We start from the raw sequence: 23787 nt of genomic DNA on the forward strand, positions 1-23787 counted from the left end.
AGTGTTCAGTTAAAAATATTGTAAAGAGGATGAGTCCTATAAATCTATGAAGTCTAAAAAGATTTTTAAACAGAGGCACCGCTTTTTTTACTGATTTTATCCAGAATGAGAGGATAATTATAATCGAGATAGTTGCTGTTTATCGTTTAGTTACAATCTAATCTTGGTTCTTTATCAAACAACAATAATTTCTAATCTAGGCTCTATCGTCTCAAATCTCACCTCTCACCTCTAACATTCTCACCTCTCATATTTACCAGCTTCCGCCTGCACCGCCACCGCCAAAACCGCCGCCGCCGAAACCTCCACCAAAGCCGCCTCCACCGCCAAAGCTTCCGCCGCCGCCAAAGCCGCCACCAGAAGAGCCGCCACCAAAGCCACGCCCCATACTGCCTAGAATAAGAACATCTAGCAAGCTACTGCCGCCACTGCGCCTTCCACCGTTTTTACCGCCACCTTTTTTATTTTTAATTAAAGAGATGATGATCACAAAAATGATAAATCCTATATAAAAGAACGGAAAAGAGCCGCCATCATTAGAAGATCTTCGCTTGGGAGCACCTTTATAAGTGCCATCTAGCACTTGGAAAATTGCAGTAGACCCTTTATCTAAACCTGCGTAGTAATCACCTCGTTTAAACTCTGGCGTTATGATGCGGTCTATAATCTCTTTGCTTTTAAAATCGGTGAGGTAGGATTCTAGTCCGTAACCTGTGGTGATCCATAATTTTCGATCTCCTTCAGAAAGTAAAATAAGCAGTCCATTGTCTTTGTCGCTTTGTCCAATGCCCCATTTTTGAGCCCATTCGGCTGCATAGGTCCCTATGTATTCTCCGTTAAGACTTTTAATAGTAGCTACTACAATCTGTGTAGAAGTAGTATCGGCATAGCGAATTAACTTCTGCTCTAGCTGCGATTTTTCTGCGGTATTCAGCACATTTGCTCCGTCATAAACACTGGTTTGCTCCTTTGGTTTTGCAGGGATATTTAATTGCGCTTCCGCGGAAGCGTAACAAAAAAAGAACCCTATAAATAGGAGCGTGAAATAGACTAGTGATGTTTGCTTTTTGAATTGTATCATTAACCTCTTGAAATTTCATCAGATAATTCGTTGATATCATCTTTTTGGTAAGGAAAAAACTTTTTTAGCTGTTCTCCTGCCTTCAAAATACCTTCAACCAAACCTTGTTTAAATTGTTCTTTCTTGAAATGAGCAATTACAATCTCTTTCGTACTTTCCCAAAAATTTGCTTCTACTACCTCATCAATTCCTTTGTCACCAAGAATATAAAATTGCCTATTACTGGTAGAAACATAAAAAAGCACACCATTTTTAAGTTCGGTTTCGTGCATCTTTAAATATTCAAAGACGTCTTTAGCTCGGCTAAAAACGTCTTCTTTACATTCTTTTTCTATATGCACTCTTATCTCTCCAGAAGTATTATTTTCTGCTTCCTTTATCGCATCAACGATTTCTTTTTCATCGTTTACACTAATTAGATGAATGGACATAAATTAAGAGTTTAAAATTCTACTTTAGGTGCATTTTCAGAACCTTCATCAGCTGTAAAAGGAGTCATTCTTTCAAAACCAAAGATTCCCACCACCATATTGTTAGGGAATTTTCTAATGTAAGTATTATAATCTCTAACTGCTTCATTGTAGCGGTTTCTTTCTACATTAATTCGGTTTTCTGTGCCCTCTAATTGAGATTGCAGTTGTTGAAAGTTTTGCGTCGCTTTAAGTTCTGGATAGCGCTCTACGCTTACCAATAAGCGAGATAGGGCAGAGCTTAATCCGCCTTGAGCTTCTTTAAACTTTTCAATAGATGCTGCGTCTAGATTATCGGCATTTACATTCACAGATGTTGCTTTTGCTCTAGCCTCAATAACGGCCGTAAGTGTTTCTTGTTCAAAATCTGCTGCACCTTTTACGGTACTTACCAAATTAGGAATTAAATCTGAACGCCGTTGGTAGGCTCCTTCTACATTTGCCCAAGCAGTTTTAGCCTTTTCTTCGTATTCTACAGCAGAGTTATTTATTCCGCCAAAAACGCTAACAGCAATAAAGCCAAGGACTACAATAATAATTAATGGAATAAGCCATTTTTTCATAAGTAAGGTGTGTTAAATGTGATTTTTGATTTTGGTTAATTCTAGTTTAATAGATTCTAATTTACGAATAATCTCGTAGTTATGAAGTGTTTTTTTTCCTTCTTCTTTGAGGTGTATTTTTGCTCCTTCCAGCGTAAAACCTCGTTCTTTTACTAGATGATAAATAAACTCTAAGTTTTTAATATCTTGCGGAGTAAATTTGCGGTTTCCCTTAGCGTTTTTTTTAGGTTGAATTACGTCAAATTCTTTTTCCCAGAAACGTATAAGCGAAGCATTCACGTTAAAAGCTTTGGCCACTTCACCAATGCTATAATACAATTTTTCGGGTAAATTGACTTGCATTAATCTAAGGATTGATTTTCCAAATTGGATTGGTTAAGCATGATGTCATATTCATCAGCAGTTAAATCTCCGTGATAGAAATTTATAGGATTAATTACTTTTCCATTTTTATGCACTTCATAATGCAAGTGCGGTGCGGTAGAGAGTCCTGTACTACCCACTTCTCCAATTACTTCCCCGCGATTAATTTTTTGTCCTCTTCTTACCTTAAATTCGCTAAGATGAGCATAATAAGTTTCGTAGCCAAAGCCATGATCTAAGACGATTAGGTTTCCAAAACCAGTTGTTCTTGAAGCTTTTTTAACCACGGCATCTCCAGTAGCAAAGACTTCAGTGCCTGTTCTGGCTGTAAAGTCCATTCCGTTATGCATTTTTCGATATTTTAATATGGGATGCATTCGCATTCCGTAACCAGAAGCCATTCGGGTTAAGTTTTCATTTTTTATAGGCTGAATTGCAGGAATTGCAGTTAATAATTTTTCTTTCTTTTCTGCCAATAGTGCAATTTCATCTAATGATTTTGATTGCACCACAATTTGCTTCTGAAGAATATCTAATTTTTTATTGGTTTCAATAATTAGCGAAGAATTGTCATAACCTTCTAAATCCTGATAGCGGTTAATTCCGCCAAAACCTGCCTTGCGTTGCTCTTCAGGAATGGGATTTGCTTCAAAATAAACCCGATAAATATTATTGTCTCTATTTTCAACTTCGGCCAAAACTTTTTGAGCTTGCTTCATTTTTTTATTCAGTACTTGGTATTGAAGTGCCATATGATTCAGCTCTCTTTTCATTGTCTTTTCTTTAGGAGTTTCTATTTGCGGCAAATTAAGATATACCAATAATAATAAAAATCCTGCAAGAAAAGATCCTGCAATAGCAAGTGCTACGAAGCCTAAACGACGTCCTTTTTTTCTTTCTATTTTTCTATAGGAAAGACTTTCGCTATCGTAATAATATTTAACTTTCGACATTCTTTTAAATTATACTATTTTTGCGACTTGTAACTAAGTGTTATGCTTAGAAAGACGAACAAAGATAGAAATTGTTTCACAGTTAACATAATTATAACGTTGATCCCATTAAGCTAAGTATATGAAATCACAAGAAATCCGTTCTAAGTTTTTAGCATTTTTTGAATCTAAAAAGCACGAAATAGTTCCTTCAGCGCCTATGGTTATTAAAGATGACCCTAGTCTTATGTTTACCAATGCGGGAATGAATCAGTTTAAAGAATATTTTTTAGGAAATGCAACTCCCAAAAATTCTCGTGCCACAGATACTCAAAAATGTTTGCGCGTAAGCGGAAAGCACAATGATTTGGAAGAGGTAGGAAAAGATACCTATCACCATACCATGTTTGAGATGTTGGGAAATTGGAGCTTTGGAGATTACTTTAAAAAGGAAGCCATAGAATGGTCTTGGGAATTGCTAACGGAAGAGTTTCAGATTACACCAGAAAATTTATATGTCACCGTTTTTGAGGGAGATAAAGAAGATGGCTTAGGTTTAGATCAAGAGGCGTTCGATTTATGGAAAGCTATTATTCCCGAAGATCGTATTCTTTTAGGTGATAAAAAAGATAACTTTTGGGAGATGGGAGATCAAGGCCCTTGCGGACCTGCTTCTGAAATCCATATCGATATTCGCTCTGAAGAAGAAAAGGCAAAAATCCCAGGTAAAGACTTGGTAAATAAAGATCATCCTCACGTGGTAGAGATTTGGAATTTGGTTTTTATACAATACAATAGAATGGCCACTGGAAAATTAGTGGAGCTTCCCAATAAGCATATCGATACAGGAATGGGCTTTGAGCGTTTGGCGATGGTCATGCAAGATGTGAAGTCTAATTATGATACCGATGTTTTTACACCATTAATTAGAGAAATACAAGCGATCACAAATTCTACCTACGGAAATCCTGAAGTTTCTGGAGAAGAAACAGATATTGCCATTCGCGTAATTGCAGATCACGTAAGAGCGGTTTCTTTTGCGATCGCCGATGGGCAATTACCAAGCAATAACGGAGCTGGATATGTGATTCGACGTATTTTGCGTCGCGCCATTCGTTACGGATTTACGTTCTTGAATACCAAAGAACCTTTTATTTATAAATTAGTAGAGACGCTAAGCAAGCAAATGGGGAAACAATTTCCAGAGCTTAAAAAGCAAAAGAACCTTTGTGAAAATGTAATTAGAGAAGAAGAAAATTCTTTCCTAAGAACTTTAGATCAAGGTTTGGTGTTGCTAGATAGCATTATCGACTCTACCAAAGGAAAAGAAGTATCTGGTAAAAAAGCGTTTGAGCTTTATGATACGTTTGGTTTCCCTATAGATTTAACAGCTTTAATTTTAGAAGAAAAAGGCTATACTCTAGACCAAGCAACTTTTGAAACCGAATTGCAAAAACAAAAAGAGCGTTCGCGTTCTGCTGCACAAACTAAAGCAGAGGATTGGCAAATCTTATTCGAAGATGATGTAGAGGAATTTATTGGTTATGACCATTTAGAGGCCAATGTGAAAATTGCGAAATACAGAAAAGTAGAGAGCACAAAAGAAGGCGAATTGTATCAATTGGTATTCAATTTAACGCCTTTCTACCCAGAAGGCGGAGGCCAAGTAGGTGATAAAGGTTACTTAGAATCAGCCAATGGTAACGTGACTTATATTATAGATACCAAAAAAGAAAACAATTTAATTATACACATTACCAAAACGCTACCAGAAGATATAAAGGGTAATTTTAAAGCTGCGGTAGATGAAAAACAACGTAAACGTGCTGCTGCCAATCACACGGGGACGCATTTATTACATCAAGCTTTACGCAATGTTTTGGGAGAACACGTAGAGCAAAAAGGTTCTATGGTACATAGTGGTTATTTACGTTTTGACTTTTCTCATTTCAGTAAAGTTTCTTCAGAAGAAATAAAGCAAATAGAAAATTTTGTTAATGCACGTATTCGGGAGCAATTACCCTTAAAGGAACAGCGTAATGTTGCGTATGATAAGGCTTTGGAACAAGGCGCTATTGGTTTATTTGGTGAGAAATATGGCGATACGGTACGAATTGTCAATTATGGAGAATCTATGGAGCTTTGTGGCGGTACGCACGTAAGTAACACCAGCGATATTTGGCATTTTAAAATCCTTTCTGAAGGTGCTGTAGCTGCTGGAGTAAGACGTATGGAAGCCATTACAGGCGATGCGGCTAAAGACTTTTTAACGCAGCAAAGTGAGCATTTTAATGAGCTAAAAACCTTGGTAAAGAACACTAAGAATCCGCTTAAAGTGGTTGGGGATTTGCAAGATGAAAATGCGCAGTTAAAGAAAGAAATAGAACAGCTTAAGAAAGAGAAAGCAGGCAATATAAAAGGAGATTTAAAGGCTGCCTTAACGGAAGTAAACGGTGTACAGTTTTTGGCTAAAGAGGTAGATTTGGATGCTGGAGCAATGAAAGATCTATCCTTTCAGTTGGGAGGTGAAGTAGAAAATTTGTTTATGGTTTTAGGTTCTAAGCAAAATGGTAAAGCTTTACTTTCAATTTACATCGATAAAAAATTAGCCGAAGAAAAATCTTTAAACGCCGGGCAAATGGTTCGGGAGTTAGGTAAATTTATTCAAGGTGGCGGTGGCGGCCAAGCTTTTTTTGCAACCGCAGGAGGTAAAGATCCCAACGGAATCGAAAAAGCTTTAGAAGAAAGTAAAACGTTTATCATTTAATGTGTCAATTTGAAAATGCGGTAATATCGACTTCGATTTCAACTTCGATTTCAACTTCGAATTTAATTTAAGCTTCAACTTCAATCTTAGAGAAAAAATGAAACTACAAACCCAAGTTCCTATACCAGATGAGCAATCAAAAATAGATTACGCTTCAAAGTTAGTTTTAATGGGGTCTTGTTTTTCAGAAAATATCGGCGAGAAGTTGGCGTATTATAAATTTCAACAGCTTCAAAATCCGTTTGGAATTCTTTTTCATCCCTTCGCTATAGAAAATCTAATAGAGAAAGCGGTACAAAAATATGTTTACTCAGAAGAAGATTTAATTTTCCATAACGAGCAATGGCATTGCCTTGATGCGCATTCCAAATTAAGCTCATCTAATAAAAACGAGCTTCTTCAGTACTTAAATGATGCATTAAAGCAAACGATTAGTTGGTTAAAGGAAGCATCGCACGTGGTTTTTACGTTTGGGACTTCTTGGATGTATCAGCATAAAAGTACTGGAAAGTATGTAGCTAATTGTCATAAAATTCCGCAAAGAGATTTTAATAAAAAATTAATTTCAGCAGAGCAGATTCAGGGAAGTATTCAAAATACGTTGCAACTTCTTCAGCAAATAGATCCAAAACTTAAAGTAATTATAACAATTTCGCCCGTTAGACATCTTAAAGATGGTTTTGTAGAAAATCAGCAAAGTAAAGCTGCTTTAATTACGGCAGTGCATCAAAGTATTTCTTCCGTAAAGCAAAGCACTTATTTTCCTTCTTATGAATTGATGATGGATGAGTTGCGAGATTATCGTTTTTATAAGCGTGATATGCTTCATCCCAATGCGTTGGCCATCGATTATATTTGGCAACATTTTGTAGATACTTGGGTAGATGCTTCTGCTTTGCCAGTGATGAAAAAGATAGAGACTTTGCAAAAAAATTTGAAGCATAAAGCCTTTCATCCTAACAGTGAGGCGCATCAAAAGTTTCTAGCTAAGCTAGAGAAACAAAAAGCGGAATTGAAAGCACAATACGCACATATTCAGTTCCCTTGATTTTTAGCAGGTATTAATTCAATTTTTGTGACAGGTTGAACCATCCTCCGCCATTAATGCATTCAATATTTTTACTCTTTAAAATTGCTGCGGCGCTGCTAGAACGCATTCCGCTGGCACAGCAAGTAATTACGGGTTTGTTCATTTTTTTTATCTCATTTACCTTCGGATTAATTTACGGTAATGGTATATTTCTGGAACCAGGAATGGCTCCGCTGGCATATTCTCCTTTACTTCGCACATCTATAATTACGGCTCCTCGAGCTTTAAAATCGTTTATTCTTTTAGTTTTATTTCCAAATAAGAAATTCAGTAACCCATAATTATTTGTTTAGAAAACAAAGAAACGGCATAAATTAGAAACAAAAAGTAACTTAGGTTACCATAATCAGAATTTTTTTTGGGCGTTCCCACCAATAAAAATTGGTGGTCGGGCTTTTCGCTATTACGCTTCGGTTCGCTCTCGCTCCCTGTAGGGTAACCGCTGCAATCCCTAACGCAAAATTTCGTATTTTAGACCAAAATTTAGCGATGAAAAAGTTTATTCTTGGGGTGCTGCTTACCATTATAGCAGTTGCTGGTTACTGGTATTTTAATGATAAAAATCAATCTAAAACGCAGCTAGACCAAACCTCTCAACTTATAGAAAAAGAGGTGAAGAATGTAAGTAAATTGGTAGTAACCGAAAGTTCTTACGCTCAAATATTTACCTATAAAAATAGCGAGAATATATTTATGGGCATTACGGCTCGTAAAAAAGCTATCGTGGCGGTAAATACCAAAGCGACAGTGAGCTACGACTTAAGTAATCTGAATTATGAAATTTTTCCAGAAAATAAAACCTTAAGAATTACAAGCATACCAAACCCAGAATTAAATATTTATCCAGAATTTGACTTTTATGATGTCACGCAAGATTATTTAAATCAATTTAATGCAGAAGATTATAATGCTATAAAAAAGAGAGTAACTAAACAAATTCGAAAAAAGATACAAACCTCTAGCGTTATGGATAATGCAGAGAATCGTTTACTTAGTGAAATACAAAAGATTTTTGTTTTAACTCGAACTTTGGGGTGGACTTTAGAATACCATAAACAACCAATCCAGTCAGAAAAAGAATTAGAAATTTTACTCTAAATTAAAGAGTGTGAAATTAGATAGAAAAGAAGAAATTATTCTTAAAGCGGCACAACTTTTTAAAGAGAAAGGTTATAATGCTGTTTCCATGCGTGATCTAGCGCAAGAATTAGGTATAAAGGCGGCGAGCTTGTACAATCACATCCAATCAAAACAAGAAATTTTAGAAATTATAATAATGCAGGTTGCACGAGATTTTACAATGCATATACACGAAGTTTCTCCCAAGCCTATTTCTGCTATTCAAAAATTAGAAGAAATTATTAAAATGCATATTGATCTAACAATAAAAAAAACCGATTTCTTAGCCTGTATGAATAATGACTGGATGCATCTTGGAAAAGAAAAAAAAGAAATCTATATAGAAATGCGAGCCGATTATGAAGAGAAGTTTAGAGAAATTCTCCAAGGAGGTATTAAAGCTAACGAAATAAGAAATAGTGATATAGAAATTATGCTCTTTTCTATTCTTTCTACCTTGCGTACGTTTTATTTGTGGTATGCCAAAAACAAAAACATTAATCCAAACATACTTAAAAAAGACCTTACCAAAACTTTGCTTCAGGGTGTTGTGGTGTAAAATTCTTAATATCGGATAGGTTGTTTATTAAAGTTACCCGATAATAGTGTATCTTTGTGATATGTGGGATATTAACTTAGTATATCGAGAAAAACTACAAGCTACCTATAATCGCTTGTACGAAAAGAAAGCAATTTTGCAACAAAGCAGGCCATTGCCAAAAATTGCTTTACAGAAAATTCAAGAAGCTTTAAGTATAGAGTGGACCTACAATACCAATAGTATTGAAGGGAATACCTTAAGCCTACGCGAAACTCAAATGGTATTACAAGAAGGTATTACCGTAAAGGGAAAATCTTTGCGAGAACACTTTGAAGCAAAAAACCATGAGACAGCGCTAAAGCGATTGTATAAAATGGTAGAAAACAAGCAAGTTTTAGATGCCAAAAGTATTTTAGAGCTACATAGTTATGTTTTAAGAAGTATAGAAGATGATTATGCAGGTAGGTTAAGAAATGGTGGTGTAAGAATTGCAGGAGCTAACTTTCTACCACCTAATGCACAAAAGGTTTCTGATTTGCTCGATGAGCTTGTAGAGTTTGTGGGTCAAAATCCGCTTCAGCTAAATAGCATAGAGTTGGCTACAATTTTCCATCATAAATTGGTTTGGATTCATCCCTTTTTTGATGGTAATGGCCGTACGGTGAGATTAGCCATGAATTTGGAGCTCATGCAAGAAGGTTTTCCTCCAGCCATTATTTTAACCAATGACCGTAAAAAATATTATGAAGCCTTAAACCAAGCGAATAAGGGAGATTACTTTAAATTAAGCCTCCTTATGGCTCAGGCTTTAGAGCGCACCTTAAATATTTATTTAAATGCGATGCCTGGAAGTGATGATAATTATAGAGAAATAAGCAATCTGGTAAAAGAAGAATCTTTGCCTTATAGTCAAGAATACATAAGTTTATTAGCACGTCAAGGTAAAATAGATGCTTATAAAGAGGGTAGAAATTGGCTTACTACCAAGCAAGCTATAGAAGATTATAGATTAAAACGTGAGCGTAACCGCTAGTTAATCTATTGATATCCCTAGGTTTAAGGTTTTAACAGGCTAAATTTGCAAATAAAACTAACAATCGTTAGTTTTGTAAGGAAGCATAATTTAAACTATGGCAAAATTTTATCCATTAGAAGTACAGCACGTTTATAAAGAGACAAAAGATTGTACCGTAATTACCTTTTTTGTTCCTGAAGAATTAAGAGAGGCTTTTCACTTTAATCACGGTCAGCATTTAACTTTAAAAAAGGAAATCAACGGTGAAGATGTAAGAAGATCTTATTCTTTATGTTCTAGTCCGCTAGACCAAGAATGGAAAGTAGCTGTAAAAGAAATCCCAGAAGGTATTTTTTCAACTTATGTGAATCAATCTTTAAAAGCGGGTGATACTTTGGAGGTAATGGCACCTAGCGGGAAGTTTGGGGTAAAAGTTGCAGCTAACAAAGCAAAGAATTACTTGTTTTTTGCCGCAGGTAGCGGTATTACTCCCGTGCTATCTATGGTAAAATCCCATTTGGCGGCCGAACCAAATTCTACTTGCAAGTTATTTTATGTCAATAAAACCGCAAAATCAATTATCTTTAAGGAAGAGTTAGAGCAATTGCGAAATACCTACTTTGGGAGGTTGGAGATTTATTATTTCCTTACGGAAGAAAAAAGAGATATCGAGTTGTTTAACGGCAGGTTCAATGATGAGAAAATGGAAGTGCTAACTCGTAATTTTATTGATATTCCAGATACAAGCGAAGTATTTTTATGCGGACCTGAAGCGATGGTAAATTACATTGGAGCGTATTTGGTAAAGGCTGGCTTGCCTAAAGAGTTGGTTCATTTTGAACTGTTCGTAACGGGTCTTTCTGAAGAAGATATTGCTAGAACCAAGCGTTTGGCTAAACAAAATGTAGAAGGTACAGAGGTAACTATTGTAGATGGCGGAAAGGAATTCAGCTTTACCATGACCAAAGAGTATGACAATCTTTTAGATGCAGCCTTAGGCGCAGGAGCAGATTTACCTTTTGCTTGTAAAGGCGGAGTATGCAGTACTTGTAAATGCGAAGTGCTAGAGGGTAGCGTAGAAATGAAAGTGAATTATGCCTTAGAAGAAAAAGAAGTAGCACAAAATTTAGTGCTAAGTTGCCAAGCTGTTCCTATTTCAGATATAGTGAAGGTAGATTTTGATGTGTAGAACAAGAAGGTTATAAGTTGAAAGTGATAGAGAAACATTTCAGCTTTAAGCTTTCAACAAAAAACAAAAATTATGAGTGAGAAAGAAGTAAAGAATTTAGAAGAAATTTTTGAGGCAAAAATTGCCCGAGATGAAAAAATAGAACCTAAAGATTGGATGCCAGAGAAGTACCGTAAAACGCACATTAGGCAAATGTCGCAGCACGCGCATTCAGAAATTGTTGGCATGCTGCCAGAAGGGAATTGGATTACTAGAGCGCCTTCTTTACGCCGTAAAGTAGCTTTATTAGCTAAAGTGCAAGATGAGGCTGGGCACGGACTTTACCTTTACAGCGCCACCGAAACTTTAGGGATTTCTAGAGAAGAGTTGTATGAGCAGTTGCATTCTGGTAAAGCAAAATATTCTAGTATTTTTAATTATCCAACCATTACTTGGGCAGATATTGGAGCAATTGGTTGGCTCGTAGATGGAGCAGCTATTATCAATCAAGTGCCATTGTGTAGCACTTCCTTTGGGCCTTACGCTCGTGCGATGGTGCGTGTTTGTAAGGAAGAAAGTTTTCACCAACGCCAAGGTTATGAAATTATGCTAACCTTGTGTAATGGAACGCCAGAGCAAAAACAAATGGCTCAAGATGCTTTAAACCGCTGGTGGTGGCCTTCTCTAATGATGTTAGGGCCTACAGATGATGCTTCTACGCACACAGAGCAGTCTATGAAATGGAAATTAAAGCGTAAAACCAACGACGAATTACGTCAGCAATTTATAGATCAAACCGTTCCGCAAGCCGATATCTTAGGTATTACGGTACCAGATGAAGATTTAAAATGGAATGAAGAAACGGGTCATTATGATTTTGGTGCCATAGATTGGGATGAGTTTTGGCAGGTGGTAAAAGGCCACGGCCCGTGTAATAAAGAACGTTTGCAAACCCGTGTTGGTGCTTGGGAAGGCGGAGAATGGGTGCGAGACGCTGCTATGGCTTACGCCGAAAAACAAGCTGATAAAAAAGTGAGAAAAGCGGGATAGGAATAAAAGTATTGAGTATTGGGTAATTAGTAATTAGTGGAGATATGCACGTTTTAAATGATTTGAAGGTTTGGAATAAGGCAATGAGAATTACTGAACAAATATATGAGTTGTCTGCCAACTTTCCGCAAGAATAAAAATATGGCCTAACAAGTCAAATTAGGAGATGCGCAGTTTCTGTTCCTTCAAATATTGCAGAAGGCGCTGGAAGAAATACCAATGGAGAGTTTAAGAATTTTCTAAGTATTGCAAATGTTTCATCTTATGAGCTTTTTACTCAACTAATTTTATCTTATAAACTTAAATTAGTTCCTAAATACAAAGTTGATCCTATTTTGAAAGATATAATACAGATCCAGAAAATGAATTATGCGTTAATTAAATCATTAAATAACTAATTTTTTCACTACTCATTACTTACTACTCACTAATAATTACTAAATACTATATATAATATGTCAACAGATAAGAAAACAAAGAACTGGCCTTTATGGGAAATATTTGTCCGTAGTAAAAACGGACTCGAACATCGTCATTTTGGTAGTCTCCATGCTGCAGATGCAGATATGGCTTTAGAAAATGCCCGCGATGTCTATACAAGAAGAAGTGAAGGCGTGAGTATTTGGGTAGTAGAATCAAAGAACATTACCGCTTCTAATCCAGACCATAACGGAGAAATGTTTGAGCCGGCAGCAGATAAAGTTTATCGCCACCCTACATTTTATGATTTGCCCGATGAGGTAAAACATATGTAACATTCCTGCGAAGGCAGGAATCTAATCGCGTAATGATTTTAATTTTTCAATCTGCATAGACAGTAACTTAATTAGGTCATCGTGAGTTCTGATCTATTTAGTAAGCTTAAAACAGCTTGTATTTCCGCGGAAGCGTAAATTGCTCAAATTCTTATCATTTTAATTTCATTTTATAGATATGAAATCATAATTGGAGGAGATTAGACTTCAGAAACAAAATAAAAAGATTTTTGAATAAATAATAAATACCATGAGTTCAAAACAAAAAGATACTCGTTTGCACGAAGATAAGATAAAATACATCTACGGCATCGCCGATAATAGCTTAATATTAGGTCAGCGTTTAGGAGAATTAACCGGGCACGGGCCTACTTTAGAAACCGATATTGCGTTAACTAATATCTCGTTAGATTTATTTGGACAAGTGCGTAGTTATTTTCAGTATGCAGCACAAATTTCAAGCGGAGAAGTAACCGAAGATGATTTGGCATTTTTAAGAACAGAGCGCGAATATTTAAATGTGCTCTTAGTAGAACAACCCAATACAAATTTTGCTTATACAATTGGACGCCAATTTTTGTTTGATCATTTTCATATTCTTCTCATGACAGAATTGCAAAAATCTAAAGACGATACTTTGGTCGCTATAGCCAAAAAAAGTATTAAAGAGGTAAGTTATCACAAGCGTTTCTCATCAGATTGGGTAAAACGATTAGGTGATGGGACTCAAGAAAGTAAAGAAAAAATGCAAACTGCAATCAATGACTTGTGGCGATTTACAGATGAACTATTTCATACTACAAAAGCAGATGAGGCCATGATTAAAGCAGGGATAGGAGTAGATGTAAAACAATTAAAAGATACGTATTATAAAAATGTATCTGAAGTGCTTGAAGAAGCTACCTTAGAAGTTCCAAATTTAAAATATTTTCAAAAAGGGGGGAAAGAAGGAATCCATAGCGAGCAGATGGGCTATATTTTAAGCGACATGCAGTATATGCAGCGCACCTATCCAGGGATGAAGTGGTAATAGACTAAATGTAAAACCGAAAAATTTAAAATGTAAAAGTGTAAAACGAGTCGAGAGAAAACCTTTTTACTTAATTATTTTTCATTTAGTATTTATAACAATGACAAAAGAAGAGGTACATATTGATGAAGTTTTGGAACCGATACTTAGACAAGTGCCAGATCCAGAGATTCCTGTGCTTTCTATTTTAGATTTAGGCGTGGTGCGCGAAGCGAGGTTAGACGGCAAAAAAGCGAGTGTAAAAATAACACCTACGTATAGCGGTTGTCCTGCGATGGATGTGATAGGTGATGATATCGTGACGGCTTTAAAACAAGCTGGATTTGAAGCAAAAGTTGATTTAATTCTCGCGCCAGCCTGGAGCACCGACTGGATTACAGAAACAGGTAGAAAGGCCTTAGAAGATTATGGAATTGCACCACCTATGGATGCATCCGCAGATAAAAGAGCTTTGCTGGGCGAAGAAAAACTGGTTAAATGCCCGCAATGTAAATCTACCAATACACATCTAGTGAGTCAGTTTGGCTCTACGGCCTGTAAGGCTTTGTTTAAATGTGACGATTGTCAAGAACCTTTTGATTACTTTAAGTGTTTAATCTAAAAAATTTAAAACGAAATTGAAGTTGAAATCGAAAGAGACTAGATTTCAATTTCGGATTCATTTTCAAATTCAATTTCAAAAAATATGAGTAAAAATATACAAGTAGAAATCAAAAACCAGGTGGCTAAATTAAGTTTAAACCGACCTGAAGTCTTTAATAGTTTTAACAGAGAAATGGCTTTTGAGCTGCAAGATGCTTTAAAAGATGCTGCCAAAAATGAAGATATCCGAGCTATTTTACTTACTGGAAACGGAAAAGCTTTTTGTGCTGGCCAAGATTTAAAAGAAGTAACAGATCCAGATCTTAATCCGGGTTTTAAGGCAATTCTAGAAGAACATTACAACCCTATTATTCAGTTAATTCGGGAAACCGCAAAACCCGTTATTGCTGCGGTAAATGGAGTAGCAGCTGGCGCGGGAGCCAATATTGCTTTGGCTTGTGATGTAGTAGTTGCTTCAGAAAATGCAGCCTTTATTCAGGCGTTTAGTAAAATAGGTTTGGTGCCAGATTCTGCAGGAACTTTTTTCTTACCGCGATTAATCGGTTTTCAAAAGGCTTCCGCTTTAGCCATGTTGGGCGATAAAGTAGATGCGCAAGAAGCGGAACGTTTAGGAATGATTTACAAGTATTTTTCTGCGGAAAGCTTTGAAGAAGAATGTGAAAAACTTGCTTTAAAAATGGCCAAAATGCCAACTAAAGCTTTAGCCTTAACCAAGGAAGCCTTAAATCAATCGCTTACCAATAATTTAGACGAGCAATTAGCCTTAGAAAGCAAATTTCAAATCGAAGCCGCATCATCAGCAGATTATAAAGAAGGCGTAACAGCGTTTATGGAAAAAAGAAAACCGGAGTTTGAAGGGAAGTAAATATTTCAAATTTTGAAATTGCAAATTTAGTATTTCAAATTTACAATACTAAATAAAGATTAGAAATGCCTTTGGCAAACTAAATTTGAGATTTAAAATAATAAATGAAAAATTTGAAATAGCAATGACTTCTCAAGAACTTGAAAATAGGTTAATTGATTTTGCAGTAGTTTGTATTCAGATTACAAAAAACACAAACTCTTCATTTGCTTCACAACATTTATGTAGCCAATTAATTCGCTCTGCTACAAGTGTAGCCTTAAATTATTCTGAAGCTATTGGAGCCCAATCTACTCGAGATTATATTCATAAGATGCAAATTTGTTTAAAAGAGCTTAGAGAATCAAAAACCAATTTGAGAATCCAGAAGGAGGCTGTTCTTACGGAAAAATCTGTAAAAATGGATAACTTAATTGATGAGTCTAACCAGCTTATTTAAATTTTTTCCAAAAGTATTTCCACATCAAAAAAGAAAATGAAGTAAATAATTAATGATAATAGTTCAATCTTGGTTTTGAAAAAATGATTTTCCATTAAACGCTAAATTTGAAATCTGAGATTTGAAATAAAAAATTTGAAATAGATATGAAAGTAGCTATAATAGGAGCAGGAACCATGGGCAGCGGCATCGCACAAATTGCAGCAACCGCAGGCTGTAGGGTGATGCTTTACGATACCCAACAAAAAGCTTTAGAGACTAGCCAAACAAAACTCGAAAAAGTGCTAGCGCGTTTAATTGAAAAAGGAAGAATTGATGAAGCTGAGAAAAACAGAATTCAAGGAAATATCTCTTATGTAAATGCTTTAAAAGATTTAGCTAAAGCCGATTTAACCATCGAGGCGATTGTAGAAAACCTTGAGATTAAGCGTAAAGTGTTTCAAGAGCTAGAAACGTATCAATCTCAAGAGGCAATTATTGCTTCCAATACCTCTTCACTTTCTATCGCGAGCATTGCAGCTTCTTTAGAAAATCCAGAGCGCGTTATCGGGATTCACTTTTTCAATCCCGCACCCTTAATGCCGTTAGTAGAGATTATTCCGGCCGTTCAAACTTCCGAAGAGGTAAAAAATAAAGTTGTAGAAATTATAGCCGACTGGAAAAAAGCGGGTGTCTTGGCAAAAGATACGCCAGGCTTTATTGTAAACCGAGTAGCCCGACCTTTTTACGGCGAAGCACTGCGAATTTACGAAGAAGGAATAGCCAGTTTTGCCGAAATTGACCAAGCCATGAAAGACTTAGGAGGTTTTAGAATGGGTCCTTTTGAGCTGATGGATTTTATTGGAAATGATGTAAATTATACGGTAACAGAAACTGTTTTTGCAGAATTCTATTACGACCCGCGTTACAAACCTTCGTTCACGCAAAAACGTCTTTCCGAAGCTGGTTATTTAGGAAGGAAAACTGGAAAGGGATTTTATAATTATAAGGATGGTAAAATAGACAAAAATTGTCATCCTGAACTTGATTCAAGATCTCATCAGGATGAAAAATCTCAACAAATCCTAGACCGCATTCTAGTAATGCTCATCAATGAAGCCGCAGATGCTTTATTTTTAAATATTGCAACTGCAAAAGATATAGATCTTGCCATGACAAAAGGCGTAAATTACCCAAAAGGATTACTCGCTTGGGCAAACGAGAAGGGAATTGATTGGTGTGTTAATCAGATAGATGCTTTATATGGAGAATACCACGAAGATCGTTACCGTTGTAGTCCGCTTTTAAGAAAGATGAACAAAGAGAATAACAGTTTCAATTTTTAATATCTACATATGAAAAAAGGCATTGTAAGAAATATTATAGCGGTTATTATTGGTGCTATGCTTGGTGGCTTAATTAATATGGGGATAATAATGGTGGGCAGTTATGTGATTCCATCACCTACAGGAGTTGATTTAACGACTACAGAAGGTTTACAGGCTGCAAAAGGCTTATTGGAACCAATACATTTTATTTTTCCGTTTTTAGCACATGCTATTGGAACATTAGTAGGAGCTTTGTTAACCGTAATTGTAGGAAAAAATCGCCGTTTAATGTTAGCAATGATAATTGGCTTTTTCTTTTTAATTGGTGGCATTGCGGCAGTCTTTATGATTCCGGCACCTACATGGTTTGTTATTTTAGATTTAGCTTTGGCCTACATCCCATTTGCTTGGTTAGCGTATAAAATTAGAAAGAAATTCTAAAAGCAGAGTATTTAGAAAAACTAAACTTTATATGGAAAATAATGAAGATAAAAAAGTCGTTTCTGCACTAGAAATCCCACATCACATGTTGGAGAACGACGCTTTTAGTCAGTGGTTGGGTATAGAGATTGTAGAAGTACAAGATGGGTATTGCAAAGTACGAATGAAAATCCGTAAAGAAATGCTCAATAGCATGAAAAAAGGCCACGGAGGAATCACCTATTCTTTGGCCGATACTGCCTTTGGGTTTGCCACCAATACGATGGGGAGAAAGTCGGTTTCCATCGACACTTCCATCAATCATATCGAAGCTTTAGAGGAAGGCGATGTCCTTATAGCGACTTCTCAGTTAAAAAGTATGAAGAATAAGTTGGCTTTTTATACCGTAGAAATTCACGTTAAGGAAAAGCTGGTGGCCTTATTTAAAGGAGTTGCTTATCGAACGAGTGCGGTTTGGGAAGATTAGCGTGATCATTTGGGCGCATCCCTATCGGGTCGGGCTATCCGCTATATCTTTTTTGCTAATTAATTTGAGAACAGTAGAAAATTATCCCAAAAGCAAAAAAGGATGCCGCTTCTATCCCTTGCGCAAAAAAAATAATTTGCGTATAAAATAAAACCCTACCTTAAAATTATTATTTTTAGAGCCAGCTAAAACAAGCATATTATGAAATGGAGAGGAAGAAGAAAAAGTGGCAACCTAGACGATCGTCGTGGTTCGAGTACTAAAGGAAAAGTTATTGCAGGAGGCGGAGTTATTGGAGTTATCGTAATTCTTTTACAAATTTTTGGTGGAGAAACTGGTCAAACTGTAGCACCAGTGTTAAATGAATTTAATAAAAATCGACAAACACAACAGGTAGAAACAAGAGAGCTTACTGCTCAAGAAAAAGAATTGGGTAACTTTATGGCCACTGTTTTAGCCGATACTGAGGATGTATGGGCTCAAGTTTTTCAACAAAACAATTTAGGAGCTTATAAAAAACCAACCATGGTTCTATTCACCGATGCTGTTCAAACTGGATGTGGTAATGCTACTTCGGCAAGTGGACCTTTTTACTGTCCAGCAGATCAAAAACTTTACATGGATTTGATTTTCTTTAATGAACTTCATAATCGGTTCGGCGCAAAAAAGGGTGATTTCGCCATGGCTTATGTCACAGCTCACGAAATAGGTCATCATGTGCAAACTCTTATAGGAACCTCACAAAAGGTGCGTCGGGCACAGCAAGGAATGAGTAAAGTAGACGCAAATAAACTTTCGGTTGCTTTAGAGCTACAAGCCGATTTCTATGCTGGCCTTTGGGCATATCACAATCAAGAATACTTAGAAGAAGGCGACATTGAAGAAGCTCTAAGTGCCGCCAATGCGGTAGGTGATGATGCTTTGCAAAGAAAAGTGCAAGGTTCTGTAAATCCAGATTCGTTTACCCACGGTACTTCTCAGCAGCGTAAAGACTGGTTTTTACGAGGTTTTAGAACTGGCGATATGAGTCAACATGATACTTTTTCAGAATTAAAAATTTAATAGATTAAAAAATTATAACAACTATGAACAGCTATATTATTGACGGAATACGAACACCTATTGGAAATTATAAAGGAACGTTATCTCCTGTAAGAATTGATGATTTGGGAGCCTTGGTGATAAAAGAATTGGTAAAAAGGAACCCAAATATTCCGCAAGAAGCTTATGATGATGTGATTTTAGGATGTGCCAATCAAGCGGGAGAAGACAATAGGAATGTAGCTAGAATGTGCTCCCTTTTGGCAGGATTACCTTATTCTGTTCCAGGAGAAACCGTAAATAGATTGTGTAGCAGTGGTCTCTCCGCTATTATTCACGCCAATCGCGCGATTAAAGCGGGAGACGGAGATTTGTTTATTAGCGGCGGAGTAGAACACATGACGCGCGGACCTTATGCCATTGCAAAACCTTCTAGCGCTTATGGAAATGATGCCAAGATGTACGATACCAGCTTTGGGTGGCGTTTTGTAAATCCTAAGATGAAAGAAATGTACGGCATCGACGGCATGGGAGTAACGGCAGAAAACTTAGTAGATAAATATAATATTTCTCGTGAAGATCAAGATGCTTTTGCATACTGGAGTCAGATGAAAGCTACTGAAGCGCAGAAAAATGGTCGCTTGGCTAAAGAAATTACTACTGTAGAAATCCCGCAGCGTAAAAAAGATCCCATTCAATTTAGCAAAGATGAATTTATTAAACCTACAACCAGTAAAGAAATACTGGCTAAGTTACGACCTGCTTTCCGTAAAGAAGGAGGAAGTGTGACTGCAGGAAATTCTTCAGGTTTAAATGACGGAGCTGCTGCAACTATTATCGCTTCAGAAAAAGCAGTAGAAGAATATGGTCTACAACCGATGGCTAAAATCTTGAGCTCTGCGGTAGTAGGTGTAGAACCCAGAATTATGGGAATTGGTCCCGTAGAAGCTTCAAACAAAGCCCTAAGAAAAGCAGGTTTAACGATGGATGATATGGATATCATCGAATTGAATGAAGCTTTTGCCGCACAAGCCTTAGCGTGTACCAGAGCTTGGGGATTAAAGGATAGCGATCCGCGCTTAAACCCAAATGGAGGAGCGATTGCTATTGGGCATCCGCTTGGTGTAACCGGAGCTAGACTGGCGCATACCGCAGCTTTAGAATTGCAGCTTTCTGGTAAAAAATATGCTCTCATAACTATGTGTGTAGGAGTTGGCCAAGGTTATGCTGCTGTGATTGAAAATGTTGGGTAGTGCTGAACGAAGTGAAGTCCCGAGAGTTTTAAAGATTCGGGATGTGTTGGTGTTGGACAAGGTTATGCGGCCGTGATTGAGCGTGCCTAATTCCTGCGCAGGCAGGAATCTTTTAGGGCAAGACTTAAGAGTATGTGTGTGATGAGAATTATTAGGTAAAAATAGTAGTTATTGGGTTTTAGTAAGAATAATTAATATTTAATTAATTGATAGTCTGATCTGTATAATTCATATTTATAAATTATATTTACCTAAAATAAATATAAAATGGCAACATTTACCTCTTCACTTCCAGATCATTTACTAAAACAATTAGCAGAAAAGGCTAAAACATTAAAAATGCCTAAAAATAAGCTTATTGAAAAAGCACTAGAAATTTATTTAGAACAGCTAGATCGTGCGGCGTATAAAAAATCCTATCAAAGAATGGCAAAAGACGAAGATATGTTAGCGATGGCCGAAGAAGGAGTGGCAGATTATTTTAAGCAACTTCAAGATTTAGATAAAGAATGAAGCAAGGCGAAATTTGGGAAGTGTATCTAGACCCAATAAAGGGTAGTGAACAAGGTGGAAGAAGACCAGCGATTATCCTTTCTGGTAATTTGGTCAATGCAAATTTGAAAACAGTAATTGTCTGTCCGTTAACTACAAAATTAAAAAATTATCACGGTAACTTAATCGTTAGTCCTTCCAAACAAAATGGTTTGAAAGCAAAATCTGAAGTGATGGCAATTCACGTTCGTTCTATAGCTAAAGAACATTTTAAAAATAAATTAGGTGTTTTTGATAATAGAGAAATGTCAATAATTATTGAAGGCTTGAGTAAAATAATTAAATATTAAAGAAAATTTTGAACTAATTTTCTTTACTGATTTTAAAAACAAAAAAATGCAAAAATTACAAAGTTATATTCACGGGCAATGGGTGAGTGGTTCTGGTGAAGGCGTACCTATGGTAGATGCCGTAACTGGAGAAACTATTGCGTTAAGTGATACCAAAGGATTAGATTTTGACCAAGCCCTAAAATACGGTCGGAAAAATGGAGAGGCGTTGAGAAATATGACCTTTCAAGAACGTGGATTAATGCTAAAAAAATTAGCATTTTACCTTCAGAAAAGAAAAAAGCAATTTTATGAGGTAAGTTTTCGTACGGGAGCTACCAAAGTAGATAGCTGGATAGATATTGAAGGAGGTTTTGGAAACTTGTTTGCCAATGCTTCACTAAGAAAAACCTTTCCCAATCAGCCGTTTGACGTAGAGGGAGACCCTATCGATTTATCTCGAGGCGGTCGGTTTATGGCGCATCACATTTTAGTACCCAAAGAAGGTGTGGCTGTACATATCAATGCGTTTAATTTTCCTGTTTGGGGAATGCTAGAAAAATGTGCGGTCAATTGGATGGCTGGAATGCCAGCAGTAGTTAAACCAGCAACCAATACCTCGTTTATGACAGAGGCGGTTGTGCGTGAAATTATCAAATCGGGCATTTTGCCAGAAGGTTCGCTTCAACTTATTTCGGGTTCTGCACGTTCTATTTTAGATACCGTAGAATCTCAGGATGTGGTCACTTTTACAGGATCTGCCGATACAGGAAGATTGCTAAAATCACATCGACGTTTATTAGAGGAGTCGGTGCCTTTTAATATGGAAGCCGATTCGTTGAACTCTTCTATTTTAGGAGAAGATGCAAAACCAGGAACGCCAGAATTTGATTTGTTTATCAAAGAAGTGCGCAATGAAATGACGGTAAAATGCGGACAAAAATGTACAGCCATTCGCCGAGTGATTGTTCCAGAAAACCTGGTGGAAGATGTGCAGATTGCCTTAGGAAAAGCTTTAGCGAAAGTAACCATTGGTGATCCACGTTTAAAAGAAGTACGTATGGGCGCTTTGGTAAGTAAGGATCAAGTGCAAGAAGTGCACGAACGTATTCAAGAAATGACTAAGACCGCAAGTTTGGTTTATGGTGATCTAGATAGTCCAAAAACCATTGGAGCAGATGCCAACAAAGGAGCATTTATGTCGCCTGTGGTATTGCGAGAAGATCGTCCGTTTGAAAATATTGCTGTACATTCTACCGAGGCTTTTGGTCCGGTGAGTACGATTATGCCTTATAAAAATTTAAGTGAAGCTATCGAATTAGCTAAAATGGGGAAAGGCTCTTTAGTGAGTTCTATCGCTACCAATGACGATAAAATTGCTCGCGATTATACCGTAAAAGCTGCGACGCATCACGGTCGTATTTTGGTACTCAATAGAGAGAGTGCCAAGCAAAGTACAGGTCATGGCTCACCATTGCCACTATTGGTTCACGGTGGTCCTGGAAGAGCTGGAGGCGGAGAAGAAATGGGCGGTAAACGCGGCATTAAACATTATATGCAGCGATGTGCTATACAAGGTTCGCCAACCACGCTCACTGAAATCACTGGAGTTTATCAAGCGAATGCGAAGTATAAAGAAGCAGAAAAACATCCGTTTGCATATCATTGGGAAGATATTCAGCCAGGAATGTCTTTAAAAACACACAACCGCACCTTAACGGATACGGATATTGTTAACTTCGGAAATCTAACTTGGGATCATTTCTACGCGCATACTGATATTACTTCCCTTGACGGAAGTATTTTTGAACAAAGAACGGCTCACGGTTACTTTATTATTTCCGCAGCAGCGGGATTATTTGTTTATCCTAATAAAGGACCCGTGGCAGCGAATTATGGTTTGGAGGAAATTAGATTCTTACGTCCGTTGTATCATAATGACACGATTCACGTTCGTTTAACCTGTAAAGAAAAAGTAGATCGGGAACAAAAAGGACAAGAATTACCTAGCGGAATTGTAAAGTGGTACGTAGAAGTTTTTGACACCAATATAACCGACGGAAAGATACCAGAAGATGAAGCCGAAGAAAAAGAAGCTTTAGTTTGTATTGCCACCATTTTAACCATGGTGCAAAAGAAACAAGATACCTTTACGGAAATAAACGAAGACGTGATCAATTCCGCTTTAGCGAAATTAAATGAAGATACAAAACCGGCTTGGGGAAGTATGAGACCTCAGCATATGCTAGAACATCTAGAGACGAGTTACCGTATCGCTTCTGGGGAAATTCAGGATTTTGAAATTGCAACGCCAGAGAAATATATAGAAGATACACGTTCTACCTTATGGAATTATGAGGCAATGCCTAAGAATTTCAATTTTCCGTTATATGAAGAAGGAAAACTTCCTGAGTTGAAACACGAAAATCTAGCCGAAGCCAAAGAAAAGCTAAAAGAATCTCGTAAAGAATATATTGAATTCTTTAAAAGAAACCCTGATGCTACTTTAAAAAATGTTGTTTTTGGAGATTTAACTAAATATGAATGGGAACTACTAGAACGCAAACACCTTAATCATCACTTTGAGCAGTTTGGATTGCTGTAAGC

At 36.8% G+C, this 23787-nt stretch carries 27 protein-coding genes and 1 pseudogene; 21 read left to right on the forward strand and 7 right to left on the reverse strand.

The window, feature by feature from the left end; translation table 11 throughout:
- Window positions 1-253: 253 nt before the first annotated feature.
- From RLT85_RS03160 to RLT85_RS03180, 5 genes are read right to left on the reverse strand one after another with little or no spacing between them, the layout of a single operon-like run.
- Window positions 254-1081, reverse strand: a complete 828-nt coding sequence (locus RLT85_RS03160) for a TPM domain-containing protein (protein WP_311400595.1) — start codon at window positions 1079-1081, stop codon at window positions 254-256.
- Window positions 1081-1512: a TPM domain-containing protein gene (locus tag RLT85_RS03165; protein ID WP_311400596.1), complete on the reverse strand. Its 432-nt coding sequence runs from the start codon at window positions 1510-1512 to the stop codon at window positions 1081-1083. The genes RLT85_RS03160 and RLT85_RS03165 overlap by 1 nt, the downstream gene beginning before the upstream one ends.
- A gap of 11 nt (window positions 1513-1523) precedes the next feature.
- Window positions 1524-2114 (reverse strand): LemA family protein, encoded by a 591-nt coding sequence (locus RLT85_RS03170; RefSeq protein ID WP_311400597.1) that lies wholly within the window; start codon window positions 2112-2114, stop codon window positions 1524-1526.
- Between the two features lie 12 nt (window positions 2115-2126).
- Window positions 2127-2456, reverse strand: coding sequence for a MerR family transcriptional regulator (locus RLT85_RS03175; RefSeq protein ID WP_311400598.1), 330 nt, complete (start codon window positions 2454-2456; stop codon window positions 2127-2129).
- The gene (locus RLT85_RS03180) at window positions 2456-3430 is read right to left on the reverse strand and encodes a M23 family metallopeptidase (protein WP_311400599.1); all 975 of its coding nucleotides are present in this window, start codon (window positions 3428-3430) and stop codon (window positions 2456-2458) included. The genes RLT85_RS03175 and RLT85_RS03180 overlap by 1 nt, the downstream gene beginning before the upstream one ends.
- A gap of 121 nt (window positions 3431-3551) precedes the next feature.
- Here RLT85_RS03180 and alaS point away from each other — a divergent pair, with 121 nt between their 5' ends.
- On the forward strand, window positions 3552-6176 hold the full coding sequence (alaS, locus tag RLT85_RS03185) for an alanine--tRNA ligase (RefSeq protein WP_311400600.1): 2625 nt from the start codon (window positions 3552-3554) through the stop codon (window positions 6174-6176).
- 97 nt (window positions 6177-6273) lie between these two features.
- Window positions 6274-7224: a GSCFA domain-containing protein gene (locus RLT85_RS03190; RefSeq protein WP_311400601.1), complete on the forward strand. Its 951-nt coding sequence runs from the start codon at window positions 6274-6276 to the stop codon at window positions 7222-7224.
- Window positions 7225-7237: 13 nt separating this feature from the next.
- On the opposite strand, the gene RLT85_RS03195 is transcribed toward RLT85_RS03190, so the two are convergent.
- Both RLT85_RS03195 and RLT85_RS03200 read right to left on the reverse strand, forming a co-directional pair.
- The gene (locus tag RLT85_RS03195; RefSeq protein WP_311400602.1) at window positions 7238-7369 is read right to left on the reverse strand and encodes a rhodanese-like domain-containing protein; all 132 of its coding nucleotides are present in this window, start codon (window positions 7367-7369) and stop codon (window positions 7238-7240) included.
- A 30-nt stretch (window positions 7370-7399) separates the two neighbouring features.
- Window positions 7400-7537: a rhodanese-like domain-containing protein gene (locus RLT85_RS03200; RefSeq protein WP_311400670.1), complete on the reverse strand. Its 138-nt coding sequence runs from the start codon at window positions 7535-7537 to the stop codon at window positions 7400-7402.
- A 218-nt stretch (window positions 7538-7755) separates the two neighbouring features.
- Here RLT85_RS03200 and RLT85_RS03205 point away from each other — a divergent pair, with 218 nt between their 5' ends.
- The 19 genes and pseudogenes from RLT85_RS03205 (at window position 7756) to paaZ (ending at window position 23785) form a co-directional block, all read left to right on the forward strand.
- Window positions 7756-8364 (forward strand): DUF4230 domain-containing protein, encoded by a 609-nt coding sequence (locus tag RLT85_RS03205; protein WP_311400603.1) that lies wholly within the window; start codon window positions 7756-7758, stop codon window positions 8362-8364.
- A 10-nt stretch (window positions 8365-8374) separates the two neighbouring features.
- A complete protein-coding gene (locus tag RLT85_RS03210; protein WP_311400604.1) occupies window positions 8375-8944 on the forward strand; it encodes a TetR/AcrR family transcriptional regulator in 570 nt (189 codons plus the stop codon).
- A 61-nt stretch (window positions 8945-9005) separates the two neighbouring features.
- Window positions 9006-9959 (forward strand): Fic family protein, encoded by a 954-nt coding sequence (locus tag RLT85_RS03215; RefSeq protein ID WP_311400605.1) that lies wholly within the window; start codon window positions 9006-9008, stop codon window positions 9957-9959.
- A gap of 97 nt (window positions 9960-10056) precedes the next feature.
- On the forward strand, window positions 10057-11130 hold the full coding sequence (locus tag RLT85_RS03220; RefSeq protein ID WP_311400606.1) for a 2Fe-2S iron-sulfur cluster-binding protein: 1074 nt from the start codon (window positions 10057-10059) through the stop codon (window positions 11128-11130).
- 72 nt (window positions 11131-11202) lie between these two features.
- Entirely contained in the window at window positions 11203-12159 is a 957-nt protein-coding gene (gene paaA / locus RLT85_RS03225; RefSeq protein ID WP_311400607.1) for a 1,2-phenylacetyl-CoA epoxidase subunit PaaA, read from the forward strand.
- A 149-nt stretch (window positions 12160-12308) separates the two neighbouring features.
- Window positions 12309-12557, forward strand: a pseudogene (locus RLT85_RS03230) (four helix bundle protein); the annotation flags it as partial.
- Window positions 12558-12614: 57 nt separating this feature from the next.
- Window positions 12615-12914 carry a 1,2-phenylacetyl-CoA epoxidase subunit PaaB gene (gene paaB / locus RLT85_RS03235; RefSeq protein WP_311400608.1) on the forward strand — a complete coding sequence of 100 codons (300 nt, stop codon included), beginning with the start codon at window positions 12615-12617 and terminating at the stop codon, window positions 12912-12914.
- Window positions 12915-13164: 250 nt separating this feature from the next.
- Complete coding sequence (gene paaC / locus RLT85_RS03240; RefSeq protein ID WP_311400609.1) at window positions 13165-13944, forward strand: 1,2-phenylacetyl-CoA epoxidase subunit PaaC; 780 nt, start codon at window positions 13165-13167, stop codon at window positions 13942-13944.
- 100 nt (window positions 13945-14044) lie between these two features.
- Complete coding sequence (gene paaD / locus RLT85_RS03245) at window positions 14045-14545, forward strand: 1,2-phenylacetyl-CoA epoxidase subunit PaaD (protein WP_311400610.1); 501 nt, start codon at window positions 14045-14047, stop codon at window positions 14543-14545.
- 84 nt (window positions 14546-14629) lie between these two features.
- Window positions 14630-15412 carry an enoyl-CoA hydratase-related protein gene (locus RLT85_RS03250; RefSeq protein ID WP_311400611.1) on the forward strand — a complete coding sequence of 261 codons (783 nt, stop codon included), beginning with the start codon at window positions 14630-14632 and terminating at the stop codon, window positions 15410-15412.
- Window positions 15413-15536: 124 nt separating this feature from the next.
- The gene (locus RLT85_RS03255; RefSeq protein WP_311400612.1) at window positions 15537-15851 is read left to right on the forward strand and encodes a four helix bundle protein; all 315 of its coding nucleotides are present in this window, start codon (window positions 15537-15539) and stop codon (window positions 15849-15851) included.
- A gap of 146 nt (window positions 15852-15997) precedes the next feature.
- On the forward strand, window positions 15998-17176 hold the full coding sequence (locus RLT85_RS03260; protein WP_311400613.1) for a 3-hydroxyacyl-CoA dehydrogenase NAD-binding domain-containing protein: 1179 nt from the start codon (window positions 15998-16000) through the stop codon (window positions 17174-17176).
- Window positions 17177-17185: 9 nt separating this feature from the next.
- Window positions 17186-17599, forward strand: coding sequence for a hypothetical protein (locus tag RLT85_RS03265; RefSeq protein WP_311400614.1), 414 nt, complete (start codon window positions 17186-17188; stop codon window positions 17597-17599).
- 31 nt (window positions 17600-17630) lie between these two features.
- Complete coding sequence (locus RLT85_RS03270) at window positions 17631-18065, forward strand: PaaI family thioesterase (protein ID WP_311400615.1); 435 nt, start codon at window positions 17631-17633, stop codon at window positions 18063-18065.
- A 201-nt stretch (window positions 18066-18266) separates the two neighbouring features.
- Window positions 18267-19127 carry a KPN_02809 family neutral zinc metallopeptidase gene (gene ypfJ / locus RLT85_RS03275; RefSeq protein WP_311400616.1) on the forward strand — a complete coding sequence of 287 codons (861 nt, stop codon included), beginning with the start codon at window positions 18267-18269 and terminating at the stop codon, window positions 19125-19127.
- Between the two features lie 23 nt (window positions 19128-19150).
- Entirely contained in the window at window positions 19151-20359 is a 1209-nt protein-coding gene (locus RLT85_RS03280; RefSeq protein WP_311400617.1) for a 3-oxoadipyl-CoA thiolase, read from the forward strand.
- Between the two features lie 267 nt (window positions 20360-20626).
- Window positions 20627-20872: a ribbon-helix-helix domain-containing protein gene (locus RLT85_RS03285; RefSeq protein ID WP_311400618.1), complete on the forward strand. Its 246-nt coding sequence runs from the start codon at window positions 20627-20629 to the stop codon at window positions 20870-20872.
- Window positions 20869-21201, forward strand: coding sequence for a type II toxin-antitoxin system PemK/MazF family toxin (locus RLT85_RS03290; protein WP_311400619.1), 333 nt, complete (start codon window positions 20869-20871; stop codon window positions 21199-21201). The genes RLT85_RS03285 and RLT85_RS03290 overlap by 4 nt, the downstream gene beginning before the upstream one ends.
- 46 nt (window positions 21202-21247) lie before the next feature.
- Window positions 21248-23785, forward strand: coding sequence for a phenylacetic acid degradation bifunctional protein PaaZ (gene paaZ, locus RLT85_RS03295; RefSeq protein ID WP_311400620.1), 2538 nt, complete (start codon window positions 21248-21250; stop codon window positions 23783-23785).
- Window positions 23786-23787: the final 2 nt, after the last annotated feature.

The organism is Mesonia ostreae (genome assembly GCF_031845265.1).
Taxonomy (GTDB): domain Bacteria; phylum Bacteroidota; class Bacteroidia; order Flavobacteriales; family Flavobacteriaceae; genus Mesonia; species Mesonia ostreae.

Bases quoted from the DNA above. Each gene is read 5' to 3' on its own strand.
- RLT85_RS03260 (WP_311400613.1), top strand. From the start codon at position 15,998: ATGAAAGTAGCTATAATAGGAGCAGGAACCATGGGCAGCGGCATCGCA.
- RLT85_RS03280 (WP_311400617.1), top strand. From the start codon at position 19,151: ATGAACAGCTATATTATTGACGGAATACGAACACCTATTGGAAATTAT.
- RLT85_RS03165 (WP_311400596.1), bottom strand. From the start codon at position 1,512: ATGTCCATTCATCTAATTAGTGTAAACGATGAAAAAGAAATCGTTGAT.
- RLT85_RS03270 (WP_311400615.1), top strand. From the start codon at position 17,631: ATGGAAAATAATGAAGATAAAAAAGTCGTTTCTGCACTAGAAATCCCA.
- RLT85_RS03215 (WP_311400605.1), top strand. From the start codon at position 9,006: ATGTGGGATATTAACTTAGTATATCGAGAAAAACTACAAGCTACCTAT.
- RLT85_RS03180 (WP_311400599.1), bottom strand. From the start codon at position 3,430: ATGTCGAAAGTTAAATATTATTACGATAGCGAAAGTCTTTCCTATAGA.
- RLT85_RS03255 (WP_311400612.1), top strand. From the start codon at position 15,537: ATGACTTCTCAAGAACTTGAAAATAGGTTAATTGATTTTGCAGTAGTT.
- RLT85_RS03265 (WP_311400614.1), top strand. From the start codon at position 17,186: ATGAAAAAAGGCATTGTAAGAAATATTATAGCGGTTATTATTGGTGCT.
- ypfJ (WP_311400616.1), top strand. From the start codon at position 18,267: ATGAAATGGAGAGGAAGAAGAAAAAGTGGCAACCTAGACGATCGTCGT.
- RLT85_RS03195 (WP_311400602.1), bottom strand. From the start codon at position 7,369: ATGAACAAACCCGTAATTACTTGCTGTGCCAGCGGAATGCGTTCTAGC.
- paaC (WP_311400609.1), top strand. From the start codon at position 13,165: ATGAGTTCAAAACAAAAAGATACTCGTTTGCACGAAGATAAGATAAAA.
- RLT85_RS03175 (WP_311400598.1), bottom strand. From the start codon at position 2,456: ATGCAAGTCAATTTACCCGAAAAATTGTATTATAGCATTGGTGAAGTG.
- paaD (WP_311400610.1), top strand. From the start codon at position 14,045: ATGACAAAAGAAGAGGTACATATTGATGAAGTTTTGGAACCGATACTT.
- alaS (WP_311400600.1), top strand. From the start codon at position 3,552: ATGAAATCACAAGAAATCCGTTCTAAGTTTTTAGCATTTTTTGAATCT.
- RLT85_RS03250 (WP_311400611.1), top strand. From the start codon at position 14,630: ATGAGTAAAAATATACAAGTAGAAATCAAAAACCAGGTGGCTAAATTA.
- RLT85_RS03170 (WP_311400597.1), bottom strand. From the start codon at position 2,114: ATGAAAAAATGGCTTATTCCATTAATTATTATTGTAGTCCTTGGCTTT.
- RLT85_RS03285 (WP_311400618.1), top strand. From the start codon at position 20,627: ATGGCAACATTTACCTCTTCACTTCCAGATCATTTACTAAAACAATTA.
- RLT85_RS03190 (WP_311400601.1), top strand. From the start codon at position 6,274: ATGAAACTACAAACCCAAGTTCCTATACCAGATGAGCAATCAAAAATA.
- paaB (WP_311400608.1), top strand. From the start codon at position 12,615: ATGTCAACAGATAAGAAAACAAAGAACTGGCCTTTATGGGAAATATTT.
- RLT85_RS03290 (WP_311400619.1), top strand. From the start codon at position 20,869: ATGAAGCAAGGCGAAATTTGGGAAGTGTATCTAGACCCAATAAAGGGT.
- paaZ (WP_311400620.1), top strand. From the start codon at position 21,248: ATGCAAAAATTACAAAGTTATATTCACGGGCAATGGGTGAGTGGTTCT.
- RLT85_RS03205 (WP_311400603.1), top strand. From the start codon at position 7,756: ATGAAAAAGTTTATTCTTGGGGTGCTGCTTACCATTATAGCAGTTGCT.
- paaA (WP_311400607.1), top strand. From the start codon at position 11,203: ATGAGTGAGAAAGAAGTAAAGAATTTAGAAGAAATTTTTGAGGCAAAA.
- RLT85_RS03220 (WP_311400606.1), top strand. From the start codon at position 10,057: ATGGCAAAATTTTATCCATTAGAAGTACAGCACGTTTATAAAGAGACA.
- RLT85_RS03160 (WP_311400595.1), bottom strand. From the start codon at position 1,081: ATGATACAATTCAAAAAGCAAACATCACTAGTCTATTTCACGCTCCTA.